This window comes from Micavibrio sp. TMED2, from assembly GCA_002168225.1.
GTDB lineage: Bacteria > Pseudomonadota > Alphaproteobacteria > TMED2 > TMED2 > TMED2.
The window spans coordinates 187,085-211,101 of record NHBH01000001.1 but is presented as its reverse complement, the minus strand read 5'-3'; the positions used below and the strand labels follow the sequence as shown (position 1 = coordinate 211,101).

At 60.3% G+C, this 24,017-nt stretch carries 26 protein-coding genes; 12 read left to right on the top strand and 14 right to left on the bottom strand.

The window, feature by feature from the left end:
- The first annotated feature begins 32 nt into the window (after nt 1–32).
- Complete coding sequence (locus tag CBB62_01075; protein ID OUT40992.1) at nt 33–446, top strand: hypothetical protein; 414 nt, start codon at nt 33–35, stop codon at nt 444–446.
- A 3-nt stretch (nt 447–449) separates the two neighbouring features.
- Here the strand turns inward: CBB62_01075 and CBB62_01070 are convergent, their stop codons facing one another.
- Complete coding sequence (locus tag CBB62_01070; protein ID OUT40991.1) at nt 450–1,964, bottom strand: AAA family ATPase; 1,515 nt, start codon at nt 1,962–1,964, stop codon at nt 450–452.
- A gap of 309 nt (nt 1,965–2,273) precedes the next feature.
- Here CBB62_01070 and CBB62_01065 point away from each other — a divergent pair, with 309 nt between their 5' ends.
- The 3 genes from CBB62_01065 to CBB62_01055 all read left to right on the top strand — a co-directional run bounded on the left by CBB62_01065 (nt 2,274) and on the right by CBB62_01055 (nt 4,337).
- Entirely contained in the window at nt 2,274–3,050 is a 777-nt protein-coding gene (locus CBB62_01065; GenBank protein OUT40990.1) for a hypothetical protein, read from the top strand.
- 82 nt (nt 3,051–3,132) lie between these two features.
- Complete coding sequence (locus CBB62_01060; protein ID OUT40989.1) at nt 3,133–3,336, top strand: hypothetical protein; 204 nt, start codon at nt 3,133–3,135, stop codon at nt 3,334–3,336.
- 191 nt (nt 3,337–3,527) lie between these two features.
- Nucleotides 3,528–4,337 carry a hypothetical protein gene (locus CBB62_01055; protein OUT40988.1) on the top strand — a complete coding sequence of 270 codons (810 nt, stop codon included), beginning with the start codon at nt 3,528–3,530 and terminating at the stop codon, nt 4,335–4,337.
- 26 nt (nt 4,338–4,363) lie between these two features.
- On the opposite strand, the gene CBB62_01050 is transcribed toward CBB62_01055, so the two are convergent.
- The 7 genes from CBB62_01050 to CBB62_01020 all read right to left on the bottom strand — a co-directional run bounded on the left by CBB62_01050 (nt 4,364) and on the right by CBB62_01020 (nt 8,746).
- Complete coding sequence (locus tag CBB62_01050) at nt 4,364–4,732, bottom strand: histidine triad nucleotide-binding protein (protein ID OUT42571.1); 369 nt, start codon at nt 4,730–4,732, stop codon at nt 4,364–4,366.
- A gap of 49 nt (nt 4,733–4,781) precedes the next feature.
- Complete coding sequence (locus tag CBB62_01045) at nt 4,782–5,081, bottom strand: phosphoribosyl-ATP diphosphatase (protein ID OUT42570.1); 300 nt, start codon at nt 5,079–5,081, stop codon at nt 4,782–4,784.
- A gap of 31 nt (nt 5,082–5,112) precedes the next feature.
- Nucleotides 5,113–5,904, bottom strand: coding sequence for an imidazole glycerol phosphate synthase subunit HisF (locus tag CBB62_01040; protein ID OUT40987.1), 792 nt, complete (start codon nt 5,902–5,904; stop codon nt 5,113–5,115).
- An 11-nt stretch (nt 5,905–5,915) separates the two neighbouring features.
- Complete coding sequence (locus CBB62_01035; GenBank protein ID OUT40986.1) at nt 5,916–6,656, bottom strand: 1-(5-phosphoribosyl)-5-[(5-phosphoribosylamino)methylideneamino]imidazole-4-carboxamide isomerase; 741 nt, start codon at nt 6,654–6,656, stop codon at nt 5,916–5,918.
- 40 nt (nt 6,657–6,696) lie between these two features.
- On the bottom strand, nt 6,697–7,278 hold the full coding sequence (locus tag CBB62_01030; GenBank protein OUT40985.1) for a GNAT family N-acetyltransferase: 582 nt from the start codon (nt 7,276–7,278) through the stop codon (nt 6,697–6,699).
- Nucleotides 7,279–7,336: 58 nt separating this feature from the next.
- A complete protein-coding gene (locus CBB62_01025; GenBank protein OUT42569.1) occupies nt 7,337–7,993 on the bottom strand; it encodes an imidazole glycerol phosphate synthase subunit HisH in 657 nt (218 codons plus the stop codon).
- Nucleotides 7,994–8,074: 81 nt separating this feature from the next.
- Nucleotides 8,075–8,746: an imidazoleglycerol-phosphate dehydratase gene (locus CBB62_01020; protein OUT40984.1), complete on the bottom strand. Its 672-nt coding sequence runs from the start codon at nt 8,744–8,746 to the stop codon at nt 8,075–8,077.
- Nucleotides 8,747–8,955: 209 nt separating this feature from the next.
- On the opposite strand from CBB62_01020, the gene CBB62_01015 reads away from it, so the two are divergent.
- The 5 genes from CBB62_01015 to CBB62_00995 all read left to right on the top strand — a co-directional run bounded on the left by CBB62_01015 (nt 8,956) and on the right by CBB62_00995 (nt 14,316).
- On the top strand, nt 8,956–10,356 hold the full coding sequence (locus tag CBB62_01015; protein OUT40983.1) for a hypothetical protein: 1,401 nt from the start codon (nt 8,956–8,958) through the stop codon (nt 10,354–10,356).
- A gap of 33 nt (nt 10,357–10,389) precedes the next feature.
- Entirely contained in the window at nt 10,390–11,190 is an 801-nt protein-coding gene (locus tag CBB62_01010) for a hypothetical protein (protein OUT40982.1), read from the top strand.
- Nucleotides 11,191–11,290: 100 nt separating this feature from the next.
- Entirely contained in the window at nt 11,291–11,863 is a 573-nt protein-coding gene (locus tag CBB62_01005) for an HslU--HslV peptidase proteolytic subunit (GenBank protein OUT40981.1), read from the top strand.
- 74 nt (nt 11,864–11,937) lie between these two features.
- A complete protein-coding gene (locus tag CBB62_01000; protein ID OUT40980.1) occupies nt 11,938–13,251 on the top strand; it encodes an HslU--HslV peptidase ATPase subunit in 1,314 nt (437 codons plus the stop codon).
- Between the two features lie 99 nt (nt 13,252–13,350).
- Nucleotides 13,351–14,316, top strand: a complete 966-nt coding sequence (locus CBB62_00995; GenBank protein OUT40979.1) for a hypothetical protein — start codon at nt 13,351–13,353, stop codon at nt 14,314–14,316.
- A 109-nt stretch (nt 14,317–14,425) separates the two neighbouring features.
- Here the strand turns inward: CBB62_00995 and CBB62_00990 are convergent, their stop codons facing one another.
- Nucleotides 14,426–16,042: a hypothetical protein gene (locus tag CBB62_00990; protein OUT40978.1), complete on the bottom strand. Its 1,617-nt coding sequence runs from the start codon at nt 16,040–16,042 to the stop codon at nt 14,426–14,428.
- 314 nt (nt 16,043–16,356) lie between these two features.
- A complete protein-coding gene (locus CBB62_00985) occupies nt 16,357–17,016 on the bottom strand; it encodes a sulfite oxidase-like oxidoreductase (protein ID OUT40977.1) in 660 nt (219 codons plus the stop codon).
- 64 nt (nt 17,017–17,080) lie between these two features.
- Between CBB62_00985 and CBB62_00980 the strand changes: the two genes are divergently transcribed.
- Nucleotides 17,081–17,773 (top strand): hypothetical protein, encoded by a 693-nt coding sequence (locus CBB62_00980; GenBank protein OUT40976.1) that lies wholly within the window; start codon nt 17,081–17,083, stop codon nt 17,771–17,773.
- Between the two features lie 7 nt (nt 17,774–17,780).
- Here the strand turns inward: CBB62_00980 and CBB62_00975 are convergent, their stop codons facing one another.
- A complete protein-coding gene (locus CBB62_00975; protein ID OUT40975.1) occupies nt 17,781–19,148 on the bottom strand; it encodes a hypothetical protein in 1,368 nt (455 codons plus the stop codon).
- Nucleotides 19,149–19,281: 133 nt separating this feature from the next.
- On the opposite strand from CBB62_00975, the gene CBB62_00970 reads away from it, so the two are divergent.
- A complete protein-coding gene (locus CBB62_00970) occupies nt 19,282–19,857 on the top strand; it encodes a peroxiredoxin (GenBank protein OUT40974.1) in 576 nt (191 codons plus the stop codon).
- 50 nt (nt 19,858–19,907) lie between these two features.
- On the opposite strand, the gene CBB62_00965 is transcribed toward CBB62_00970, so the two are convergent.
- Nucleotides 19,908–20,345 (bottom strand): hypothetical protein, encoded by a 438-nt coding sequence (locus CBB62_00965; protein ID OUT40973.1) that lies wholly within the window; start codon nt 20,343–20,345, stop codon nt 19,908–19,910.
- Nucleotides 20,346–20,481: 136 nt separating this feature from the next.
- Between CBB62_00965 and CBB62_00960 the strand changes: the two genes are divergently transcribed.
- Nucleotides 20,482–21,564: a hypothetical protein gene (locus tag CBB62_00960; GenBank protein ID OUT40972.1), complete on the top strand. Its 1,083-nt coding sequence runs from the start codon at nt 20,482–20,484 to the stop codon at nt 21,562–21,564.
- 42 nt (nt 21,565–21,606) lie between these two features.
- Here CBB62_00960 and CBB62_00955 read toward each other — a convergent pair whose 3' ends face one another.
- Together CBB62_00955 and CBB62_00950 are read right to left on the bottom strand one after the other, a co-directional pair.
- The gene (locus tag CBB62_00955; protein ID OUT40971.1) at nt 21,607–22,452 is read right to left on the bottom strand and encodes a hypothetical protein; all 846 of its coding nucleotides are present in this window, start codon (nt 22,450–22,452) and stop codon (nt 21,607–21,609) included.
- A gap of 82 nt (nt 22,453–22,534) precedes the next feature.
- A complete protein-coding gene (locus CBB62_00950; GenBank protein ID OUT40970.1) occupies nt 22,535–23,977 on the bottom strand; it encodes a 3-isopropylmalate dehydratase large subunit in 1,443 nt (480 codons plus the stop codon).
- Between the last annotated feature and the right edge of the window lie 40 nt (nt 23,978–24,017).

Genomic DNA, 24,017 nt, shown 5'->3' with positions numbered 1-24,017 from the left:
TTTCCATTGTCCACCAGCTTGCTGCCAGCCCCATGAACACCATTCTTGATCGCAAAACATTCTATCAGGACGATTATATTTTCCGCGAAGGTGACGCGGCCTATGCGGCCTATCTGATCCGGGCCGGGCGGGTGAATATCGTCCGCCGTCGTGATGGCAAGAAGGTGATCCTCGCGACCCTCGGCAAGGGGCAGCTGTTTGGCGAACTCGCCCTGATCGACAGTGCGCCGCGCTCGGCTGATGCCGTGGCCGCGTCCAGTTCGGTCGAGCTTGTGGTGGTTACCGAACCCGCCCTGCGATCCAAGATCAATGAACTCGATGATTTCATGCGCGCCTGGTTCCGGATGCTGACCGACCGGCTGCGCAATATGAACGACATGGTGGATACCACCAAAACCATAAAGCCGCAGGTCGATCACAACCCGCCGCCACAGGAAGACGCCTGACGTCTAGGCCGCCATACCCGGTATCATGCGCCGGTAACTCAATGCCTCCGCCACATGGCTCCGGCTGATGGAAGTTTCTGCCGCCAGATCGGCGATTGTGCGTGAGACCCGGATAACCCGGTGATAACCCCGTGCCGACAGGCCCATGCGGTCTGCAGCCTGATACAGCATTTCCTGTGCTTCCGGCAGCATGGCCGCCGCCTCGGTCAGCATGTCGCCTGCCAGTTCCGAATTGCGGCTCAGTTCCGGTTTGCCGAGGGCGGCGAAGCGCTCGGTCTGTATCCTACGTGCGGCCATAACCCGCTGCAGGACGGCGGCACTCGTTTCGCCCGGCGCTTCCTGTGCCAGATCGCGGGGTTTGACCGCCGGGACTTCCACATGCAGATCGATCCGGTCATAGATCGGGCCAGAAATGCGCGCCTGATAGTCGCTGGCGCAGCGCGGCCCGCGACGGCACAGCCCGTCCGGTTCGGCGCAACGGCACGGGTTCATGGCAGCAATGAACTGGAATTTGGCCGGGTAGCGCACATGGTGATTGGCGCGGGCCACCACCACCTCGCCGGTCTCCATCGGCTGACGCAGGGCCTCCAGCACCGAGCGCTGGAACTCCGGCAACTCATCGAGAAACAGGATGCCGTTATGGGCGAGGGAAATTTCCCCTGGCCTGACCCGCAACCCGCCGCCGACCAGCGCTGCCGGGCTGGCGGAGTGATGTGGGTCACGGAACGGGCGTTCATGCAGAAGCTTGCCATCGGCGAGCAGCCCGGCAACCGAGTGGATCATCGAAACATCTAGCGCTTCCCGGGCTGTCAGGGGCGGCATGATGCCGGGCAGGCGCGCCGCCAGCATCGATTTGCCGGAACCGGGCGGGCCGCACATCAGCATGTTGTGGCCACCGGCGGCGGTGATCTCCAGCGCCCGGCGTGCGGTTTCCTGACCCCGTACATCGGCGAGGTCGGCTTTCAGTCCCGGTACAGGGTCGTCAGGCGGGCTCGGCGGGGTCAGTACCTGATGCCCGCGCAAATGGTTGATCAGGGCAATCAGCGAGGGTGGGGCGATGACGTCGAGATCGCCGGCCCAGGCGGCCTCGGCACCACAGGCGGCGGGGCAGATCAGCCCGTGATCATTGGTCAGGGCATCGACCGCGGCGGGCAGAACCCCGGCGACAGCGGAAATGCCACCATCCAGCGCCAGTTCGCCTAGGGCGGTATAGCTGGCCAGTTCCTCGCCCGAAATTACGTCCATCGCCACCAGCAGTGCCAGCGCGATCGGCAGGTCGAAATGGCTGCCCTCTTTCTGCACATCGGCGGGGGCCAGATTGATGGTGATCCGTTTGGGGGGCAGCGCCAGCCCCATCGCGTGCAGCGCGGCACGCACCCGCTCCCGGCTCTCGCCCACTGCCTTGTCCGGCAGTCCCACAATGGTAAAGGACGGCAGGCCCTGACTGATCTGGGCCTGAACATCAATGCCGAGAACGTCAACGCCCTGAAAGGCAATAGTGCGGATACGCGCGACCATGTGTAAGCGGAAGTTTCCCAGAGGGTTGAGAGCGGAATACGAATGGATTGCGGTGGGATGATCGGGTGGCAGTAATAAATTCTATCGGTAACCGCTGTGGCGATAAATGCCAAGCTGAATACCGAATCGGATTTGGCACTTTCACGACTTTACGATAGCGTAAGGGTATGAAGGGCGAAATAGCCCCGAAACGCTGGTGCCAGGGTCGGTTTTGGCCTCGGTTTTTGTAAGAAAAGCGAAGCGTAAACTGGCCTTAAAAGGGGATTATGGCCCCAAGCAGATCGATGGGTTGTTCGTCCACCGTTAGGAATGGAGAAAACCCTTATGATCGCGAACAGCGATTTACGTGATTTAAGTACAAGTGATATCGATCCGATTGCCGCCATGCAGAGCAATCCGATGATGATGGAGACCCTGTGGCGGGAGGTTTCCAGAGTGGCAGCGTCGGAAATCGGTCGTGGCCCGGTGCCGGAGGGTGCAACCGCCACCCAGATGGGTCAGGTCGGTCGCAATCTGCGTCGCAGCGGTGGCGGTCTCACTGCCGATACTGTCAAAAGCCCACAGGTCATGATGCGCGTTGGGGGAAACGTGCAGAAGGCGGTCCAGATCGCATCCCGCACCAATCGTCCCAATATGGGAGCCATCGTGCAGATGGCGGCCCAGCGGGCACGTCAGGTTGCTCTCGCTACCAATGACTTCAAGGAAGAAGAGCGCCTGCGTCAGGCGCATGAGCAGCGCATGGCCATGAAGCGCCGGATGGCGATGGTCGGCACGGCTGCATATCTTGAAGGTGAAGAACTGAAGGACAAGGCCAAGGAGCATGGTCTGTTCGGTCAGCATGCCACTAGCCACTCACTGGGTCATATGCTCGCCCATATGGTCTTCCCGAAACAGAGCGAAGGCATGGACTTCAAGGGGCAAACGCCGAAGATGACCAATCCGGTTACCGGTATGGTGGATCGGGTGATGGGCCGCGATCCGGCCTCACAGCCGAGTATGAGCATGGATGCGCCAAGTTTCGAGATGTCGCTTGATGCACCTGCGCCGCCGAAGGCCGTGCCGACAACGCCACGTATGGGCATGTAAAGCAAAGTAATCGGTCGGGTGTTATCATCCCGACCGGTTTTGTTTTATCCTTGGGGGAAGGATGAAGTCGGGAATGGGAAATATGGTAAAAGCATCCGACCTGCTGCCGTCCGATGTCGATGAAGATATGACCGATGAGCAGCGCCAGAAACGCCGCAAATTTACCAGAACCCTGCGCCACATCATGCGTGAGCAGCGCCAGCTGACGAATTATGAAATGGCAGCGATGTTTGACGATGATGGCGATCTGGGATCGGCCATGCGTCATATGCTGTTGAACGGGTAAATCCGGATTATCTCGCTGCCAACATAGCTGTGATGCCCAAACATGGCTTATCAGCATATGGGCTATTGGTTAGCCTGACCCTTACTTTCTGATTGATTACGCGCTGCCATTTCCGGCGCATCCGTTGATCCCTGCGGTGTCTTTTGGTCCATGTGGTTCCCTTCAGGGCTGTTGCAGCCATTGTCTGCGCCATGTCCTTTATCGTACTCGGCGATTCCGCTGGCAAGCTGATGACCGGTGGCGGCATCGCGCCGTTCTTTGTCGCCTGGTCGCGTTTTGCCCTCGGCGCGCTGTTCCTGTTGCCGTTTTGCGGGTTGAAGCGTGAGGAACTGGTCGCACTGCTCGACTGGCGGCTGTGGCTGCGGGCGCTGTTTATCATCTGCGCTATCTGCTCGATCCTGACCGCGCTCAGAACAGAACCGATCGCCAATGTCTTTGGCGGCTTTTTCATCAGCCCGATCGTGTCCTATTTCATGTCGGCATGGCTGCTGAAGGAGCGGATTTCCTACCGCCGGACCGGTTTGCTGCTGTTCAGCTTTCTCGGTGTCCTGCTTGTGGTCAAGCCGGGCTTCGGTATGACCGCGGGGATGGGCTTTGCCATGCTGGCCGGGTGCTGCCATGGCTCCTATCTGGTCGCGACCCGCTGGCTTGCCGGATCGTTCCGCCCGCGCTTCCTGCTGCTCTCACAACTGCTGATCGGCGGTTTGCTGCTGGCGCCGCTCGGTATGACCCATGCTGCCAGTGAGATTGACTGGTGGTTGTGCTTTCTGGTGACGGCGAGTGCCATTTGCTCGGCGGCGGGTAATTACCTGCTGGTTGTGGTCAACCGTACGACCCCGGCAAGCCTCGTGGCACCGCTGATCTACAGCCAACTGCTGGCGGCTACCTTCTTCGGGTATGTGATTTTTGGCGACTGGCCGGATTGGCTCAGCCTGATCGGTCTGGTGGTGATTGTCAGCGGCGGGTTTTCATCGCTCTGGTTCGCCCGTCGGGGGCAGTAACTCAAGCGCCAAGTCAAGCATCCAAATCAATCGCGTTTGCTGATCATTGGACCGACATCATCGCCGCCGATGACGTGTACGTGCAGATGCGGTACTTCCTGACGGCCATGCTTGCCGATATTGGACAGGATGCGATAGCCATCACCCTCAATACCGTCGAGCCGCGCCACATCGCCAATAGCCCGGACGAAGGCCGCCATTTCCGCATCGCTGGCCCTGGCGGTAAAGTCGTCCATGGAAACATATTGGCCCTTGGGGATCACCAGCACATGGGTTGGCCTGACCGGTGCAATGTCCCGGAACGCCAGCACATGATCATTTTCCAGCACCTTGTCGCAGGGGATTTCGCCGCGCAGGATTTTGGCAAAGATGTTGTTGTCATCATAAGCGGTCATGGTGGTCATCCCTGAATGATCAGTGGTGGCTGTGTGGCTGTTGTTATTGTTAGTCGCTGTCGCCGTGGCGGCGGGCCAGTACGTCATAGACCGCAGAGGCGGGCAGGTCGCAGGCCTGCCAGAGCACGAGCAGGTGATAGAGCAGATCGGCGCTCTCTTCGGCCAGCAGTTCCTTGTTGCCCTGCATCGCTTCAATCACGGTTTCCACCGCCTCCTCGCCTACCTTCTGGGCGATCTTGGCCGTGCCTCGGGCATAGAGGCTGGCGGTATAGCTGCTCTCCGGGTCCGCGCCCTTGCGCTCGGCGAGGAGGGCGTCAAGCTGGTCGAGAAAGGCGGCAGTGTTTGCCATGGTCATTGGTCCCGTTTCGTATCTGTCTGTATCAGCTGAGGCGTATCGGCAGCCCGGCGGCGGCCATGTGCTGCTTGGCATCTGCGATGGAATGGGTGCCGAAATGGAAGATCGAGGCGGCAAGTACGGCGCTGGCACCGCCGAGGCGTACGCCATCGACGAGGTGGTCAAGATTGCCGACGCCACCCGAGGCGATTACCGGCACCGGCACGGCATCGGCCACGGCGCGGGTCAGGCCATTGTCAAAGCCCTGTTTGGTGCCGTCACGATCCATGGAGGTCAGCAAAATTTCCCCGGCCCCGAGATCGGCCATCTTCGCGGCCCATTCGATGGCGTCGATACCGGTCGGGTTACGGCCGCCATGGGTGAAGACTTCCCAGCGGCCATCGCCAACCGATTTGGCGTCAACCGCGACGACGATGCACTGGTTGCCGAATTTCTCTGCCGCCTCGGCGACAAATTCCGGGCGGTGTACGGCGGCGGTGTTGATGGAAACCTTGTCGGCACCGGCGAGCAGCAGGCGGCGTATGTCATCAACCGTACGTACGCCCCCGCCAACGGTGATCGGCATGAACACGGCATCGGCTGTACGTGCCACTACATCGAGGATGATGTTGCGGTTGTCCGATGAAGCGGTAATGTCGAGGAAGCAGAGCTCATCGGCCCCGGCAGCGTCATAGACCTTGGCCTGTTCAACCGGGTCACCGGCATCGATCAGGTCGACAAAGTTGACGCCCTTGACCACCCGACCGTCCTTGACGTCGAGGCAGGGAATGATCCGGGCCTTCAGGTCGATGCTGCTGTCGCTCTGGCTCGCGCTCATGGATGGTTACCTTATCCGTTCTGTCTGCGATCTTTCAGGATATTGAGCGCCATTTTCGGATCAATCCGCCCGTCATAGAGCGCCTTGCCGCTGATGACACCCTCGATCCCGGTATGGGATTCCGCCTTGAGCGCGCGCAGGTCGTCGAGCGAGGACACGCCGCCCGAGGCAATCACCGGTGTGGTGAGCGCAAAGGCGAGATCGGCTGTCGCGTCAATGTTCAGACCCTTCATCGCGCCGTCGCGGTTGATGTCGGTATAGACGATGGCCGAGACGCCGCAATCCTCATAGCGCAGTGCCAGATCCAGCGCCTTGACCTCGGAGGTCTCGACCCAGCCGGAAACGGCGACGAGACCGTCACGGGCATCGATACCGACCGCGATCTTGCCCGGAAACTCGATACAGGCTTCCTTGACCAGCTCCGGTTCGCGCAGGGCGATGGTGCCGAGAATGACCCGGCTGACACCGTTTTCGATCCATGTCTCGATGCTGTTCATGCTGCGGATACCACCGCCGAGCTGGACCGGGATATCGACCGCCTTGACCACTGCGGCCACGGCGTCGCTGTTGACGGCCTTGCCTTCGACGGCACCGTTGAGGTCGACCAGATGGATCCACTCGAACCCGTCTTCGGCAAACTGTTTTGCCTGATCGGCGGGATCGGTGTTGTAGACGGTTACTTTGGTCATGTCGCCACGGAGCAGGCGGACGCAGGCACCATCTTTGAGGTCAATAGCCGGATAAAGGATCACTGTTTTACGAGCTTCTTGCTGTTATCGGTTGAAGGGTCGGTCAGGCGCTGACATCGGCACTGGATTTATTGCCTTTGATCAGTTCCGGATTGGTCAGGTCGAGATAATAGAACCGCCCGCCAACCGGACGGCCATTGACATGGGCATAGGCCGGATGGTTGCCCCATTGCCGGAAGCCCATGCCCTCATAGAGCCGGATCGCCGCTGTCTGGCTCTCACGGACATCGAGGTTGAGGGTTTTCAGATCATGCTCAAGGGCGGTGTCGATGATGCCCTCGATAATCTTGCGCGCCACGCCGAAACTGCGCGCCCAGGGGGCGACGAATAGGGCGGTCAGATTGGCCACATGGGCCTGTGCCTCATTGTTGCGCGGAGCGCGGATCAGTTGCGCCGAGCCGGCAATGACCCCATCGGCACGACCGACAAACAGGTGTCGTTCCGGCACCACCAGTACACCGCGCCAGAACCGTTCAAAGACATCGCGTTCGGGCGGGGTCAGCCAGCCGAACCCGCCGCCATCGAGAATTGCCGCCTCGGCCGCCTCGCACAGATCGGGGAGGTCGCCGGGCCTGAATTCTGTCAGTTCCTCGACCGTGATGCTCGATACGCTATTGCTGGTCATATGTCTGCGGTTGCCTGAAAGAATGCGGTTTTGATCAAGTAATGCGGCGGGGTTTGCCTCAGGGCGCCCAGCCGAGGAAGTTTTGTAGCAGACGCAAGCCCACAGCCTGACTCTTTTCCGGGTGGAACTGCGTGCCGACGATATGGTCACGGCCCACCATGGCGGTCAGCTTGGCACCATAGGCGGCATGGGCGAGGCGATGGGCCGGGTCGGTCACACGCATGGCGTATGAATGGGCGAAATAGACATGGTCGCCATTGTGCACACCGGCCAGAACCGGGTGGTCGGGCATATCCAGTGTCAGTTCGTTCCAGCCCATATGTGGAATCTTCAGGCCCGGTGGCAGGGTCCCGATCTGGTCGGTGATGGCATCAACCGTCCCGCCGATCCAGCCGAAGCCCGGATGCACACCATGTTCATGCCCCTCATCGGCAAACAGCTGCATACCGACGCAAATGCCGAACAACGGGCGCTGGTGCACCGTCACATGCTCCTCGAGCGCATCGAGCAGGCCCGGTACGGCGGCAAGGCCGTTTCGGCAATCGGCGAAGGCGCCCTGACCGGGCAGAACAAGACGGTCGGCAGCCCGGATGTCCGCCGGGTCCTGACTGACCTTGATCGTGCCCTTAACATTGCCGTCATTGGCGGCATGTTCGACCGCTTTGGCAACCGAGCGCAGATTGCCCGAGCCATAATCAACCACAACCACCGACATGGCGCCGGTTGCTGTCTTGTCGCCTTTGGCTTGCTGGTCCTGATCGGTCATCTCGGTGGTCAACATGGGCGAAGGATCGCTTCAGTTCTTGGTTTTGCTGGTGCCGCTGATGGCAGCCGGGGACAGGGTGCCCTTGGTTGATGGAACCATGCCTGCCTGTCGCGGATCAACCGCAATCGCCTCTTTCAGCGCGCGGGCAACCGCCTTGAAGCAGCTCTCGGCGATATGGTGATTGTTGTCACCATAGAGAGTGTGGATATGCAGGGTGATGCCGCCAGCCTGGGCAAAGGCCTGAAAGAACTCACGCACCAGTTCGGTCGCCATGGTGCCGAGCATCGGCGCGGTAAAGCGGGTGCGGAACACCAGAAACGGGCGCTGTGACAGGTCGATGGAGCAGCGGGTCAGGGCCTCATCCATAGGCGTGAAGGCATTGCCGAACCGGTTGATCCCGGCGCGTGCGCCCAGCGCCTCGTTCAGGGCCGCACCCAGTGCCCAGCCCACATCCTCAACCGAATGGTGAGCGTCAATATGCAGATCGCCGTTACAGGCAACAGTGATATCCATCAGGCTGTGCCGCGCCAGCTGGTCGAGCATATGGTCGAAAAACCCGATCCCGGTCTGGTTATTGGCCTGACCGGTGCCGTCCAGATTGATCGAGACGGAAATCTTGGTTTCACGGGTATTGCGTCTGACCTCGGCGATCCGTGCGGTCGGGGTCTTGTCGGCAGATGCTGTGGGTTTTTTCCCAGCCATGGCGGCGGTTCCTGTAGCGGTCAAAATCCTGAAAGCATTGAGAGGCCATGCCAAACGCCGTTCCGTCAAGCCAAACCTGATAAACAGCGGAAAAATAGGGCTAAAAGCCTGAACCTCCGTGACAAATGCCGGGGATAATGCGATTTAACTATCCGGGCAGGCAGATTGAACCGAACGGGGGGACGGTTCCATCCATGATATTGAATAGATTGAGTAATCCCGGCGGGGTTGCGGGCTTCGTTGCGGTTCTGCTGCTGGCGGCATGTTCCGGCACCGAATTGCCGGTCCTGCATGACGGGTCTGGCGGCCATGTCGAACCCGTGACGCTCGGCCAACTCGCCCATGCGGAAATGACCGACCTGATCCTCGCCCTGCCCGCCAACCGGCGCATTGGCGATTATGCGCTGCATATTGATTGCGCCGGGCCATACAGCAATCTGTTCCCCAATGATTTGCAAAGCAGTCACCGGTCATACTGGTGGCAACTGGGCGCGCAGAGCGCTCTGCAGCAGGCCGGGTTCGATGTGGATCAGCTGCCGGTGGGCATCCCCGATGAACGACGGATCGACATTCGCGGACGGGTCACCGATCTGCGCCTTGCCATGTGCCGCAAGACCAATTTCCTGACCGGTGACCGGCAGGGCGAGAGCGGCGACGGGTATATCCGTGTCGATTGGCGCGCCTATGATGGCACCGGGCGGTTGATCCTGACCGGTGAGACCAAAGCCATCGACAGCCTCGACGAACCGGCATGGCAGGGCCGCAAGGTACTGGCCGCTACCGTGCTGGCCAAGGCGCTTGGCATCTTCACCCGCGATCTGCGCCAGCATCTCGACGGACCGCAGACGACCGCCGCAAATGTTGAAGAAACGCCGGTAACAGCCATAGCGGCACCTGTACTTGCGGTACAGGCGACCGGGGTGAGTGCAGTCGCGCCAGCATTCCCGGCACCGGCATCGCTGCTGCCGGTATTTGATCGTCCCTCGCCATTGCAGGGGCGGCTCGACCGCCATGCGGGGCGCTTGCTTGCTTCCATGATCCGGGTTGATACCAGCGCCGGGCCGGTGCCGGGCGTTGTGGTCGGCCTGAAGGATGAGGATATGCTGGCGCTGGTGCCGATGCCCCGGATGGCCGTAGATGACAATGCTGCGATCCTGCGCGTTACCGATACCGATGGCGAGCGCTATAGCGGTGCGTGGTATCAACCGCATCATGAAACACCCTACCGGCTGGTGCTGATCCGGGGTGGGGAGCGTATCCTGCCCGCCCTGCCCATGGCCGATCGGGCACCGATTGTCGGTGATCTGCTCTATGCCGTCACCAGCCCGGCACAGCGCGGTTTTGAGCCTGCGGTCAGTCGCGGTGTGGTCAGTGGCACATGCGGCAATACTGACGGTCTTGCAGGCCGACAGTTGATGGAGGCCGACCTGCCGGTTGCGCGCCGGATCATGCTCGGTCAGGACCCGTTACAGCTCGGTGGCCTGCTGGTCGATGCGAGCGGCAATGTTCTGGGCCTTGCGGTTCCGGGCGAAAACGGCAACCATACGGGTCTGGTCTGTTTTGCCCCGATCAACGGGCTGATCGGTGATGCAGTGGCTGACCGACCGTAAGCGCCGATACAGCGCTTGAGAAAGGCTCAAGTCATGATGCCAAAACCCTGCGGCAAGGAACTCATGGTGCTGTGCGCCGTGCTTCTGGCCTGTGCGCTGGCCGGGATGGCACGCGATGCCGCGGCCTTCAACCCGACCTGTACCGAAAAGGGCAAGGCACGGGAATTTGCCCTGATCATCCCGGATGCCAGCCATCCCGATGCCGACAAGCCGATCCGGCTCACCGTGCCCGTCCCTTATCTGCCGATCCCGCCGGAGAATTACCGTGAGCGGACCGTCAGTCTGATCCTGCGTGCCTCATGGCCGACGCTGAAACCGGCCTGTCTCGATGTGGAGAATTTCACGGTTGAACCGGGGCAGGACCCGGCGGCGATCATGCTCGGCCATTTCAACCGCTTCGTGACCCTGCAGATTGCCGGATCAACCAGCCTCAGCCTCGAGCTGACCCGTGATGCCCAGCTTCAGCTCAACCCCTATGATTACGGGTTGAGCGATGATGGTGGGCTGCGCATCTATGCCTCGAAACCGAAGGAAGAGGCGGATATGCAGCCGATGGAGGCACCAAGGCCGTTCGGCGGCATGCCGAATTTCGAGTTCGGGCGGGTGCTGGTGCCGGTCGAACCGGATGAGACGCCGCTGGTCTGGATGCTGTGTGTGCAACTGCCGCTGTCGAGCGCCCCGCATCAGTGTCAGGCTCGTCTCAAAGTCAATGACCGGGTGCAGGTGGAAATGACCTTCAGCCATAACCTGCTCGCTGACTGGAAACAGGCCATGGACGCCGCCGCAACACTGGTCACCCGCTTTATCGACGACAGTAACAGCCAGCCGCTATAGCATGGGGTGATCGCCGCTATATCTTGACCTTTGATGCTGCAGGCCACATCTACCGGTCATAAACACTTACAGTTCCCGCCAGCAACGGCCTTATAAATTCATGTCTCATCATTCAAGTTCCGCCCATGGTGCCCCCGATTGGCACGGCACTACCATTCTCTGTGTTCGTAAAGACGGCAAGACCGTGATCGGTGGCGATGGCCAGGTGTCCATGGGTGACACGGTCATGAAGGGTACCGCCCGCAAGGTGCGCACCCTCGGCAAGGGCGAGGTGATCGCCGGATTTGCCGGTGCCACCGCCGATGCCTTCACCCTGTTCGAGCGGTTGGAAGCCAAGCTCGAGACCTATCCCGGACAGTTGACCCGCGCGGCGGTGGAACTGGCGAAGGACTGGCGCACGGATCGTTACCTGCGCCGTCTGGAAGCGCTGATGGCGGTTTCCGATGCCAAGACCAGTCTGGTGATTACCGGCAATGGCGATGTGCTGGAGCCGGATGACGGCGTGATCGGTATCGGCTCCGGCGGCAATTATGCCCTCGCCGCTGCCCGTGCCCTGATCGACCGCGATGATCTGAGTGCCCGTGATGTGGTCGAGAAGGCGATGAAGATTGCTGGCGATATCTGCGTCTATACCAACCACAACCTGACCATTGAGGAGCTCGATATCGAATAGGGGCCTTTCCCGTTCGTATCCGAGGCTTACCGGCGGCGACTGCGCCGCATCCGACATTCTGAGAAACCGTGATTATGACTGCTTTTTCACCCCGCGAGATTGTTTCCGAGCTTGATCGCTTCATCATCGGCCAGAACGACGCCAAACGTGCCGTCGCGGTTGCGTTGCGCAACCGCTGGCGCCGTCAGCAGCTGGAAAGCCCGCTGCGTGAGGAAGTGCTGCCGAAAAACATCCTGATGATCGGCCCGACCGGTTGCGGCAAGACCGAGATCGCCCGCCGTCTGGCAAAACTGGCCGAAGCGCCCTTTATCAAGGTTGAGGCGACCAAGTTTACCGAGGTCGGCTATGTCGGTCGTGATGTGGAGCAGATCATCCGCGACCTGATCGAAACCGCGATCACCATGACCAAGGAAAAGCAGCGCAAGGCCGTACATGCCAAGGCTGAAATCCATGCCGAGGAACGGGTGATCGACGCGCTGGTCGGTGAGCAGGCTTCCGAGGAGACCCGCAACAAGTTCCGTGAGCGGTTGCGCTCCGGCGAGTTGGATGATCGCGAGATCGAGATTGATGTGGTCGATGCCAGCGGCGGTGGCGGGATGCCGACTATCGACATTCCCGGCATGCCCGGTGCCCAGATGGGCATGATCAACCTGCAGGACATCATGGGCAAGGCATTCAGCCCGCCAACCAAAAAGCGCCGGATGAACGTCAAGGAAAGTTATGAGATCCTCGTCTCCGAAGAGGCCGACAAGCTGCTCGATGAGGAGAAGGTGGTCGATGAGGCGCGTGAGGCGGTGGAGCAGAACGGCATCGTCTTCCTCGACGAGATCGACAAGATTTCCGCCCGTTCCGAATATAAGGGCGGTGATGTCAGCCGTGAGGGCGTCCAGCGTGACCTGCTGCCGCTGATCGAGGGCACGACCGTCTCCACCAAATACGGTGCGGTCAAGACCGACCATATCCTGTTCATTGCTTCCGGTGCCTTCCATGTGGCGAAACCGTCGGACATGCTGCCGGAACTGCAGGGCCGCCTGCCGATCCGGGTCGAGCTGAGGGCTCTGACGGAAGAGGATTTCCGTCGCATCCTGACCGAGCCCGAGGCCAGCCTGATCAAGCAGTATGTCGCCCTGATGGGAACCGAGGGTGTGACCCTCGATTTCACGGATGACGCGATTGACGCGCTGGCGAAACTGACGGTGCAGATCAATTCATCGGTCGAGAATATTGGTGCCCGCCGCCTGCAGACGGTTATGGAACGCCTGCTGGAAGACATCAGCTACACCGCCTCCGACCGCAAGGGCGAAACCATCACCATCAATGCCGATATGGTCAACCAACACGTCGGCGAACTCGCCAAGGATGCCGACCTGTCGAAGTTTATCCTGTAAGGCGTTCACTTTATCATTGTGCATTCAATACCTTTTGCGCTTTCAGCGGCTTTGCGCATATTCTGGTATCAGGGATAAATATCAGGGTGGGTCGCCGTTATGGCGCAAGCATCATCATCACGCAGCCGTCGTTTTGGCCTCGCCGCACTGGCGCTGGCCACCATTCTGCCATCGGGACCAGCGGGTGCCGAGCCGGGGCCGGACGACATGACTTCGGCACGCTCGCCGGCACTGGTGCTGGCACAGGCTGCTCCAGCTCCTGTCGGTCCCATGAGTTACCTCTGGGATGGTGATACGCTGCAGATCGGTGGTGATCTGGTCAGTAAAGGCGGCGAGTTCACATCCGAGGGCACGATCCGCGTCTATGGCGATATCAATGGTACCGGTACGCAAATCCAGCTGAATGCCCCGAATATCGAGGTTATCGGCACGGTGAACGGCCATAATATTGTGCTGAATGCCCGGGCGGCAGAGGATCTCCGGGAAACCGATATAAACGAGATCAACACCCATAGTGGCCGGATCAAAATTCACGGTGATGTGGATGTGATTGATGGTCGGATCGGTACATTCGGCACCGGCCATATAGATATTCTCGGCAATGCCAGAATGCGTGGCTCCAGCCATGGATCGGCACCGCTCGGTTCTGCTCTGACCGGTCAGGATGTTTGTATCGCCGGTGGTTTTCACAGTGACATGGAATATGCCGGGCGCAATATGATCAGCGCCGATAATCTGCGGGTCGGTACCGGGATCAGTGGTTTCAACCTGACGACCGGCATCTACAATATCCGGGATACGATCGCGGCGATCCGTGAAAACGGTGGCCGTGTACCATCCTTCAACGGCAAGACCCTGATCGGTGGCGGTGTCTATGGTTCCGACATGACCATCAGCAATGGCGAGGTCAGCATCGAAGGCCCGGTTGTCGGTGAGGGGATCGAGATTACCACCCAGCGTCCCGGTCAGCGGGTTGTGCCCGCCGATCTGCGTTGTGGTGAGCCACCGGCATTTGCCGACCAGTCCGATGCCGCAAAACCAGCCCCGGTGCGCGGCTTCGGCTGATCAGGCGGGTAGCGGTTGCGGCGCTGTGCGGCGGCAATAATTTTAATATCTACAAATAAAAAAACCGGTCGGGGCTTTTTATTTTCCCGACCGGTTTGGTGTTGCTCAATCAGCCTGCCTGCCGTTGGCGCTGGCGGTTGTCATTACCGCCGGGCTGCTGGTTGCGTTGCTTGCGATTGCGCCGCTGTTGGGTGCGATCGGCGTAATGTGGCTTTTTGGCCCGCGCTGGCTTGTCCCCGCTCGGCGCGCTGTTCCGGCGCTTGTTATCGGCACCTTCCTCGCGCTTTTTCGCCGGCTTGCCGGAACGGTTGTCGGATCGGTTATCCGTGCGGTTGCCAGATCGGCTATCGGGGCGGCCATCGGAGCGACTATCCGCCCGGCGCCGATCCTGATTACGGTCTTGCTGACGGTTCGGTTTGCCGCCCTGCTTCTGGCCGGGTTTCTGGCCTGATGACTGGCGGCGCTTATTATTGTTGTTCGGGCGACGCTGGCGGTATTCGCGCTGTTCGTCCTCATCCTGTTCCACCTCGACCTCACGGCCAGCCGGGCGGCTTGATGCTGCCATCGCCTGTGCTGCCTGCTCGGCTTCGAGCGCATCCTCGACCGAGACATCGCGCACCCGCAGCTTGACCTTGGTCAGGCGCTCGATGTCGCGCAGATATTTGCGCTCGGACGGATCACAGAGCGCGATGGCGACGCCGCTGCGTCCGGCGCGGGCGGTACGACCGATGCGGTGGACGTAAGATTCCGACACGTTCGGCAGCTCGTAATTGATCACGTGGCTGACATCGTCGATGTCGATACCGCGCGCGGCAACATCGGTGGCAACCAGAATGGGCATCTGGCCGTTACGGAACGCCTTGAGGGTTTTCTGACGGTTGTTCTGGCTCTTGTTACCATGAATGGCAGCCGACATCAGCCCGGCCTTGTCGAGATGTTTGACCACCCGGTCGGCACCGTGCTTGGTGCGGGTGAAGACAATGGCGCGCTCGACCTCACGATCGGCGAGCAACTGGACCAGAACCGCGCGTTTGGCATTCTGCGGGATCATGCAGACTGACTGATCAATCTTTTCGATCGGCTTGGAAGCCGGAGCGACGGAAACCTCAACCGGATTGTGCAGGAAGTCCTCGGCCAGCTTGCGGATCTGGGCCGGCATGGTGGCCGACAGCATCGCGGTCTGGCGAGTGTTTGGCAGTTTGGCCATGATCTTGCGGATCGCCGGCATGAAGCCGAGGTCCAGCATCTGATCCGCCTCATCAAGGATGATGGTCGTGGTCTTGTCGAGGCGCACGGCACCGGTATTCAGGTGGTCGAGCAGACGGCCCGGTGTGGCGATGACGATGTCGAGGCCATTGGCGAGTGCTTTCAGCTGGCCGCCCGGCTTCACGCCACCGACAACAACGGTGGAGTTGAAGGAGACCTTCTTGCCATAGGTTTTAAGGCCATCGGCAATCTGGGTCGCCAGTTCACGGGTCGGGACCAGCATCAGGGTCTTGACCCGGCGCGCGCCGACCTTGTGGTCGTCATTTACCAGCTTGTTGAGGACCGGCAGCACGAAGGCTGCGGTCTTGCCGGTGCCGGTCTGGGCAATGCCGACGATATCCTTGCCGTCGAGCATGGCCGGGATCACACCGGCCTGAATTGGGGTTGGGGCGGTATAGCCGGTATCGGCAATCGCCTGTTGGATTGGCTCGGCCAGGCCGAGTTCGGAGAATTTGGTCAACGTAAGTGACTTTCTGTAAAATAAGGGTCGTCGACGCGCAACATCATGCCGCCGGGATCAACCGGCCTTGAAAAAGGCATCGGAATCCCGTGTCGAAAAATCGATCAATATGGGAGCATGGCGCAGGACAGCTGCCGTAAAACAAGCCGGTTGTTTACAGTGCCTGGCTCAGGGCTGCCGCTAGCGTGGGATGCCGGTTATCCGGGATCAATCGCTCTCTACGCGCGGCGTCGATTGGGTGTATACATCATGTACGTTATGAAAGTGCAAGGCATTTCGGGAATTTAGCGCAATTCACGCGGCTGACCTGCGCGCTATTCATAGCGTTCCTGCTTCCACGGATCGCCCCGGCGGTGATAGCCGCGGGCCTCCCAGGTGCCGCGGTGTTCCTTGTCGGTGAACCAGATCTGGCGCAGCCATTTGGCACTCTTCCAGAGATAAAGATGCGGCACGATCAGCCGCATCGGCCCGCCATGGGCACGGTCCAGCGGCTTGCCATCATAATGGCTCGCCAGAAACGCATCCTCATGGGCGAAGTCGGCCATGTCGAGCGAGGTGGCATAACCGTCATAGGATCGCAGGGTGACGAATTTCGCCGTATGCAGCGGCCGGACCGATCGGATGATCTCGCGCGTCGAAACGCCTTGCCAGACTGTATCCAGCTTTGACCAGCCGGTGACGCAGTGAATATCGGTCTTGAACTCGGTCTGGGGCGCGCTCTGAAAATCCTGCCAGTCCCAGTGGATGCGCCGTTCCACATGGCCGCCGAGCACCAGTTGCCAGTCGCGGGTGCGGATCAGGGGATTGTCGCCGATGCTGAGGACCGGGAAGCCGTTGGTCAGGTTCTGTCCCGGCGGCACGCGCGGCTTGTCACGGGCGATGGTGGCGGCCTCATCCTCGGGCAGCTCGACCAGCAATCGGCCTTCATCGGCCCATTCGGTCTTGGCATCCATCAGTTTCCAGTTTATCGCCATGGGAACAATAATCCTCCGACACTGGAACAGAGCGTACCGGAGACAGCCGGTCACAGGAAATCACATGAGCGATATGAGCATATTTGGCGCGGTTGACGACTATATCGAAGGGCTGTTCATCGGCGATGATCCGATACTCGATCAGGTGGTTGAGAACAGCCGCGCGGCGGGCCTGCCGGAAATCCATGTCTCTGCCGTGCAGGGCAAGTTCCTGATGCTCATGGCCCGGCTGATCGGTGCGCAGAAGATCCTCGAAATCGGCACGCTGGCCGGGTTCAGCACGATCTGGCTCGCCCGCGGTGTTGCAGAGAACGGCCATGTGACGACGCTCGAACTGCACCAGTCACAGGCTTATCTGGCGGAGAAGCATTTTGAACTCGCCGGGGTTGCTGACCGGATCAGCTGTATCGTCGGCCCGGCGGAACAGACCCTGCCGACCCTGCAGGATCAGGCACCGTTCGACATGATCTTCATCGATGCCGACAAGCCGAGCTACAACATCTATCTGGAGCACGCGATCCGGTTGAGCCGCCCCGGTGGCCTGATCATTGCGGATAATGTCATCCGCAGCGGTCGGGTGCTCGACCCGGAGGCGGTGCCGGAGCGGATCGAGCGGGTCAATGCCCGGTCGGTCAGCGCGTTCAACCAGACGCTGGCACAGGAAAAACGGGTCGAGGCCATCGCCCTGCAACAGGTCGGTGCCAAGAGCCATGACGGTTTCGCCATCATTCGGGTGCTGGATAACAAACCGGCATAAGCAGCGCCTATTCGATCGGAGCCTGTTTGCTTAACAGGTCTTCTTCATTGCCATCGCTACGGCGCTCGGCATCGACCTGCCGTTCGATGTCTTCTTCCGGCTGCATGGTGCTGATATCGGCCTGAGGGCGCGATGTCGGTTTCGGGGGTGCCGTCTCCGCAGCCGGTTGTGACGTGGCTTCGCTGATATTCATCGCCGCACCGTTGTCGAAGCGCAGGCGGTAGATCGGCTCTGGCAGGGCAAAGCCCGCCGCCTCAAGCGCGGTTTTGACACTGGCCAGTGCGACCGAGCGCGCCTGCATATAGCTGGTCTTCTCCTGATCCACCCAACCGGCATAGAGGATGACGATATTGCTGTCCCCGACCTGCTGGATACAGGCAAACGGAGCCGGATCATCCAGCACGAAGTCATGGGATTTGAGGGTGGCAAGACCGGTTTCGATGGCTGCCAGCGGATCATCATCGGCATCGACGCCAAGCTCGAAATCAAAGCGCCGTTTCGGATTGCGGGTATAGTTCAGGATCACCGCCTTGAACACAGTGGCGTTGGGGATGCGCAGGTGATTGCCATCAAGGGTCATCAGGATGGTGGCGCGCGAGGTCAGGCGCAGCACCCGGCCTTCCTTGTCATCAATCACAACATGGTCATTGGGCCGGAACGGCTGGCGGATGCTAAGCATGATCGAGGCGATATAGTTCTCGATCGTATCGCGCACGGCAAAGCCGACCGCCAGCCCGATAAACCCGGCGGCACCCAGAAACGCGCCGAGGAAGGCTGTGGCATCAAGCAGGGCCAGCGCCCCGACGACACCGATAATAAACGCCAGTATGCGGATGCTGGACCGGACCAGATCGGCAATGAAGGCGTTGGGCGTGATGCGCGTCCAGAGCGTATCCCAACCGGCAATCCAGCGCCCGATCAGCATGGCGGCGGCAAAGACCACGACTGCCAGTGCCAGCAATGGCAGCAGGCTGATGGCGTCGCTGGTCAGGCTCTGGGTCTGGCCGATGATCGGGTTGAGGCGACGTTCCACCGACAGATCGCGTTCGATATTGCTCTCGACCGTCACCACGCCCTCGACACGGTTGACGAGTTCAACGGCGCGTTCGGCAGCAGCCTGATCCATGGTCGAACCGCTCAGGGTGACGACACCGGCATCCACATTGACCGTGATCTGGTCGAGCGCCTCAATCTGGCTGAAGATGGCGTCAATGCGGGCCTCGATCCGGGCATCGCTGACGGTATCGGCACCGGCGGCTATCGGTGAGGTATTGGGTGTGACTTCCTGTGCCGGAACAGGCGATACCGGCAGTATCGACAGGGTGGTCAGTAACAGGATAAGGAAGGCGCAGTAACGGATGCTCTTGCAGGGCATGGCTGATGTTCAGTCCGGTTCAGTTCCAGGCTTGTAAAACAGTAACGTCTGATACAGCCTGCAGGTTGCGATTTATTATAATACCGGATCGTGCCTGTGGTCGAAATCCGGGTGTTATCGGGAGGGATGGAAAATGAGCAATCTGCAATCGGTTGACTGGTCGGCGATACCGGCACCGGAAGATGACGGGGCGACCGCGCATCTCGCCGGGATGACGCTGCCGTCGGTGCCGTTGATGGCGACATCGGGTGAGGCGGTGGACCTGTCGACGCTGTCTGGCCTCACGGTTGTCTACGCCTATCCGCGTACCGGTGAGCCGGGGCAGAGCGTGCCTGCCGGTTGGGATGCGGTGCCGGGTGCCCGTGGCTGTACCCCGCAATCCTGCGCTTTCCGCGATCACCATGCAGAGCTGCAGGCACTAGGTGTCGATCATCTGTTTGGTCTGTCGACGCAGGATACGGCGTATCAGCAGGCGGCGGTGGAGCGGCTGCACCTGCCCTTTGCCCTGCTGTCGGATGAGGCGCTGGTACTCTCGACCGCCCTGCGCCTGCCGACCTTCAGTCACGAGATCAACGGCACGGTACAGACACTGATCAAGCGTCTGTCGCTGATCATTCGCGATGGCCGGATCGAGCAGTGCCTCTATCCGGTCTTTCCGCCGGACCGGAATGCCGAGGCGGTAATCGAGTTGCTCAAACCCGGCTCATGAATCCTTCAGGAAGGGCGTAGAGAACCGATTAAATCAGGTCTGTGATGCCGTTACATCGGGCGAATAGGCATGGTGCTGGTCTGTTTCGGCGCGGGGCCGCCAGCACTCGCTGCTACCGCGGCCTTGGCCTCACGTTGGGCACGCCAACCGGCAACGCCGCCGGGCTTCACCAGATTATGGCCATGCTCCTGTGCCTGCTTGATGCCCTTGCCCACATGTCCATCAATGCGGTCGGCAACCTTGTCCGAACCGGGCACCATGCGGGCATATTTGGCGATCTTGGCGGCATCACCAACACCGGGCACAACGCCTGCAGCCGTAATAGCCGCATCGGTATAACGTCCCTCGCTTGCCAGTTTGGCGGCATGGGCAGTATCAACAATACCGGTTGGATCAACGGTTCCGGCAACATCCAGTGCAACCTCGGTTGCCTTGTCACCCATACTGCGCGGTTTTGCCATTTCTGCCCCCTTGATTGCGTACAGCATATAGTTAATACGCCAACAAGCCCAGAAAAAATCCGGATGCAATGCTTCTGGCGGCATGGGGTTGGGGGAAAACCGCTCCCGATTGTCATGACTCTGTCATTAGGCGTGGGGCGCAATCCGGTATAGGCTTTTGGTCATGACGCTTGACCTTCAGTCGATCAGATATGCCGGTTCCGGGGAGGGGCCGGTGATTGCGCGCAAGGACCCGCGCAAGCCCGATGCGGTGATTAATGGCATCCGCAGCGCGGTTGAGCGGGCACTGCCCGGCGCTGATGCTGATCCGATCCATGCGGAGAAGGCGCGTGCGCCGCTGCCGGCATTCCGTGACCCGCGCGTGTCCGTCGCCGACAGCAAGCAGCAGATTATCGAGGCACTGCAGGAGTTCGATCCGGCGCTCGCCAAACGGGCCGGGGCGATCCTCAATAACCGGTCACGCATGACAATCCGCTCGGTGCCACCGGGACAGGCGATGATGATGCGGGTGCGCCCTGCAACTCTCAAGCTCAAACCGGATGATGATATGCGCCTGACCGAGGATAATGTCGGCAAGGAGCGGCTGCAAAAGCTGCGCAAAACCTTCCCGCGTGATGACAATCCGACCAGCAAGGTGAAGATCGATTACGACCATGATGGCACGGTGTTCGCGACGGTGATGATGGCCCATGAGCTGGGCCACGCGCTGGCCGACGACATGCAGCGGGAAAATCACTTCAGCTACCGCGACAATCGCAGCCAGATGGCCGAGGTGCAGGCCTATACCGTGCAGCATCTGGTGTTGAACCATTTGCAGCGACAGGGGGCTGACCCGGCACTGGCGGCGGCGGCGAAGGGTCTGGCGCAGGCCGATGACGATCGCCATCGCCATGATTTCAAGGCGCGCTTGGCGGCGGGTGATCCGAAGAAGACGGTGCATGGCCGCCCGACCGAATATTTCCTCGGCAAGGGGCTGGCCGATACCATGACCGGCATGCCACCGGATCAGCGCCGGGCGGTAACAGCCGACCTCATGGGTGCTAATGGCGGTAAGGACATATCCCATGTGCTCGCCACCGCCGGCATCCGCGATCAGGCTGCCATGAACACCCTCGCCGACCACGCGGTATCCGGCGCTCCAACAGCAATAGCCAACCCCGAACGTCTCGCCGGTTGGCGGGCAAAACGCCAGCGCCCCACCCCATCAACACCGGCACCCTCTGTACCAAACCGGTTGATGGCCTAAGTTGTCAGGGGCCGGGCCTTATTGGATTCTTGATGCTGCCCCTTACCATTGGGCTTGTGCAGCCCACTCAACAAGACCGTTCCTGCAGTTGAGCACCGCTGAAGGGGGCAGATTGCCATCCATTTTGTGGCTCCAGGGGCCAGACTGCGCCGGTGCCGTATAAGTTTTTGTTATGCCATCCGATGTCTGTGCCTTCGGGCTTTCGGAGCAGATGCGATCCGTCTCGCGAAATGCTTTCCATGCGGGACAGGAAAAGCTCACCAGCCTGAATGCCTCCGGTCCTGATTGGCGGTCCCGGTTCAGGCCGAAGATATATTCCCCCGCTGCGCCGTCGGCAGGGCAGGGGGCGCCTAATGCTTCAACCCCTGCGGGCATTCGGCTGCCATGGTAACTGCTGTAGCCTCTCAGTTCCTTTGCGGCATAGCCCCAGAAATTGCCTCTCGGGAAGGGATAGGCAGGCAGTCTTATGCTGGCATGATGGCGACCATCAGCTGTTGGCTGGAAAGATATCCGGACTGTGCAGCTATCATCCGGTGCCAGCTGTACAGAAAAACAGGCGCTGTCCGGCAGAATTTTCCAACTGTCCGACGACGCTGTTTCAAGCTGGACATCATCGGGTTGCAAGCCGATCACCGCATCGCCTTGATTGGACAAGGCCAGTTCAAACACAGCTTGCGGTTCGGTCGTCAGCCTGATGAGCGGTGAGGGTTGATCATCAACCCAGTTAACATAACCGGAGGGCTTGCCTTTGGTCTGGCTTGCAGGTGGAATGCTTGTTTCAGAATTCTGGGTGATTGTTCTTTGTTTCAGCAAACCCGCCGCATGGAGTGTTATGGCAATGGTCGCAATGGCAAGGATGCCGATGGATATGCGGAATACAGTTTTCATAAAGGGCTGGTTTCCCAAATAAAATACCCGCCAGACATATGGTCGGCGGGTATTTTAGCGATCCGGTCTTGTTGTTACCAGCCTACGCCGCTGCGTGTTCGGGGGTGAGGCTTTCGAGAGCGCCGTCGAGGTCACGGATGTCGGTGAGTTTGCCGGTGATGGCGGCGGCGGCGGCCATGGCCGGGCTCATCAGATGGGTGCGGCCACCACGGCCCTGACGGCCTTCGAAATTGCGGTTCGAGGTGGAGGCGCAGCGTTCGCCGGGCTCGAGCTTGTCGGCATTCATGGCCAGGCACATGGAGCAGCCGGGCTCACGCCAGTCGAAACCGGCTTCGATCAGGATCTTGTCCAGACCCTCACGCTCGGCCTGTTCCTTGACCAGACCGGAGCCGGGCACAACCATGGCATAGACGCTCTCGGCGACCTTGCGGCCCTTGACCACGGCAGCAACCGCGCGCAGATCCTCGATCCGGCCATTGGTGCAGGAACCGATGAACACCTTGTCGACCGGAATATCGGTCAGCTTGGTACCAGCGGTCAGGCCCATATAGTCGAGGGAGCGTTTGACCGCATCACGGCGACCGGCCTCGAAATCATCCGGGTTCGGCACGTGGTCGGTGATCGGCGCGGTATCCTGTGGGCTGGTGCCCCAGGTGATGGTCGGTGGAATATCCTCGGCCTTCAGCACCACTTCCTTGTCATAGGTGGCGCCCTCGTCGGAGGTCAGGCTGCTCCAGAATTCGACAGCCTTGTCGAAATGCTCGGCCTGCGGGGCCATCGGACGACCGCGCATATACTCAAAGGTGGTCGCGTCCGGCGCGATCAGACCGGCACGGGCACCGCCCTCGATCGACATGTTGCACATGGTCATGCGACCTTCCATGGACAGCTTGCGCACGGCCTCACCGGCATATTCGATCACATGGCCGGTACCACCGGCAGTGCCGATCTTGCCGATGATGGCGAGGATCATGTCCTTGGCGGTCACACCGAGCGGCAGTTCGCCATCGACGGTGATGCGCATGTTCTTGGATTTCTTCATCAGCAGGGTCTGGGTCGCGAGCACGTGCTCGACCTCTGACGTGCCGATACCGAAGGCCAAAGCGCCGAAGGCACCATGGGTTGAGGTATGGCTGTCACCGCAGACGATGGTCATGCCCGGCTGGGTCATGCCCTGCTCCGGCCCGATGATGTGGACGATGCCCTGCCGCTTGTCATTGATGCCGAAATACTGGATGCCGAACTCTTTGGTGTTCTGCTCGAGGGTTTCGACCTGCAGCTTGCTCTCCGGGTCACTGATGCCGCCAGCACGGTTTTCGGTCGGGATATTGTGATCGACCACGGCGAGCGTGGCATCCGGACGGCGGACCTGACGCTTGGTCATGCGCAGGCCTTCAAAAGCCTGCGGGCTGGTCACTTCATGGACGAGGTGCCGATCAACATAGAGCACGCAGGTGCCGTCTTCCTGTTGGTTGACGACGTGCAAATCCCAGATTTTTTCATACAGCGTGCGTGGCTGACCCATGGCTTCAACTCTCGGTCGATGATGTTTTTAGAATTGGTCT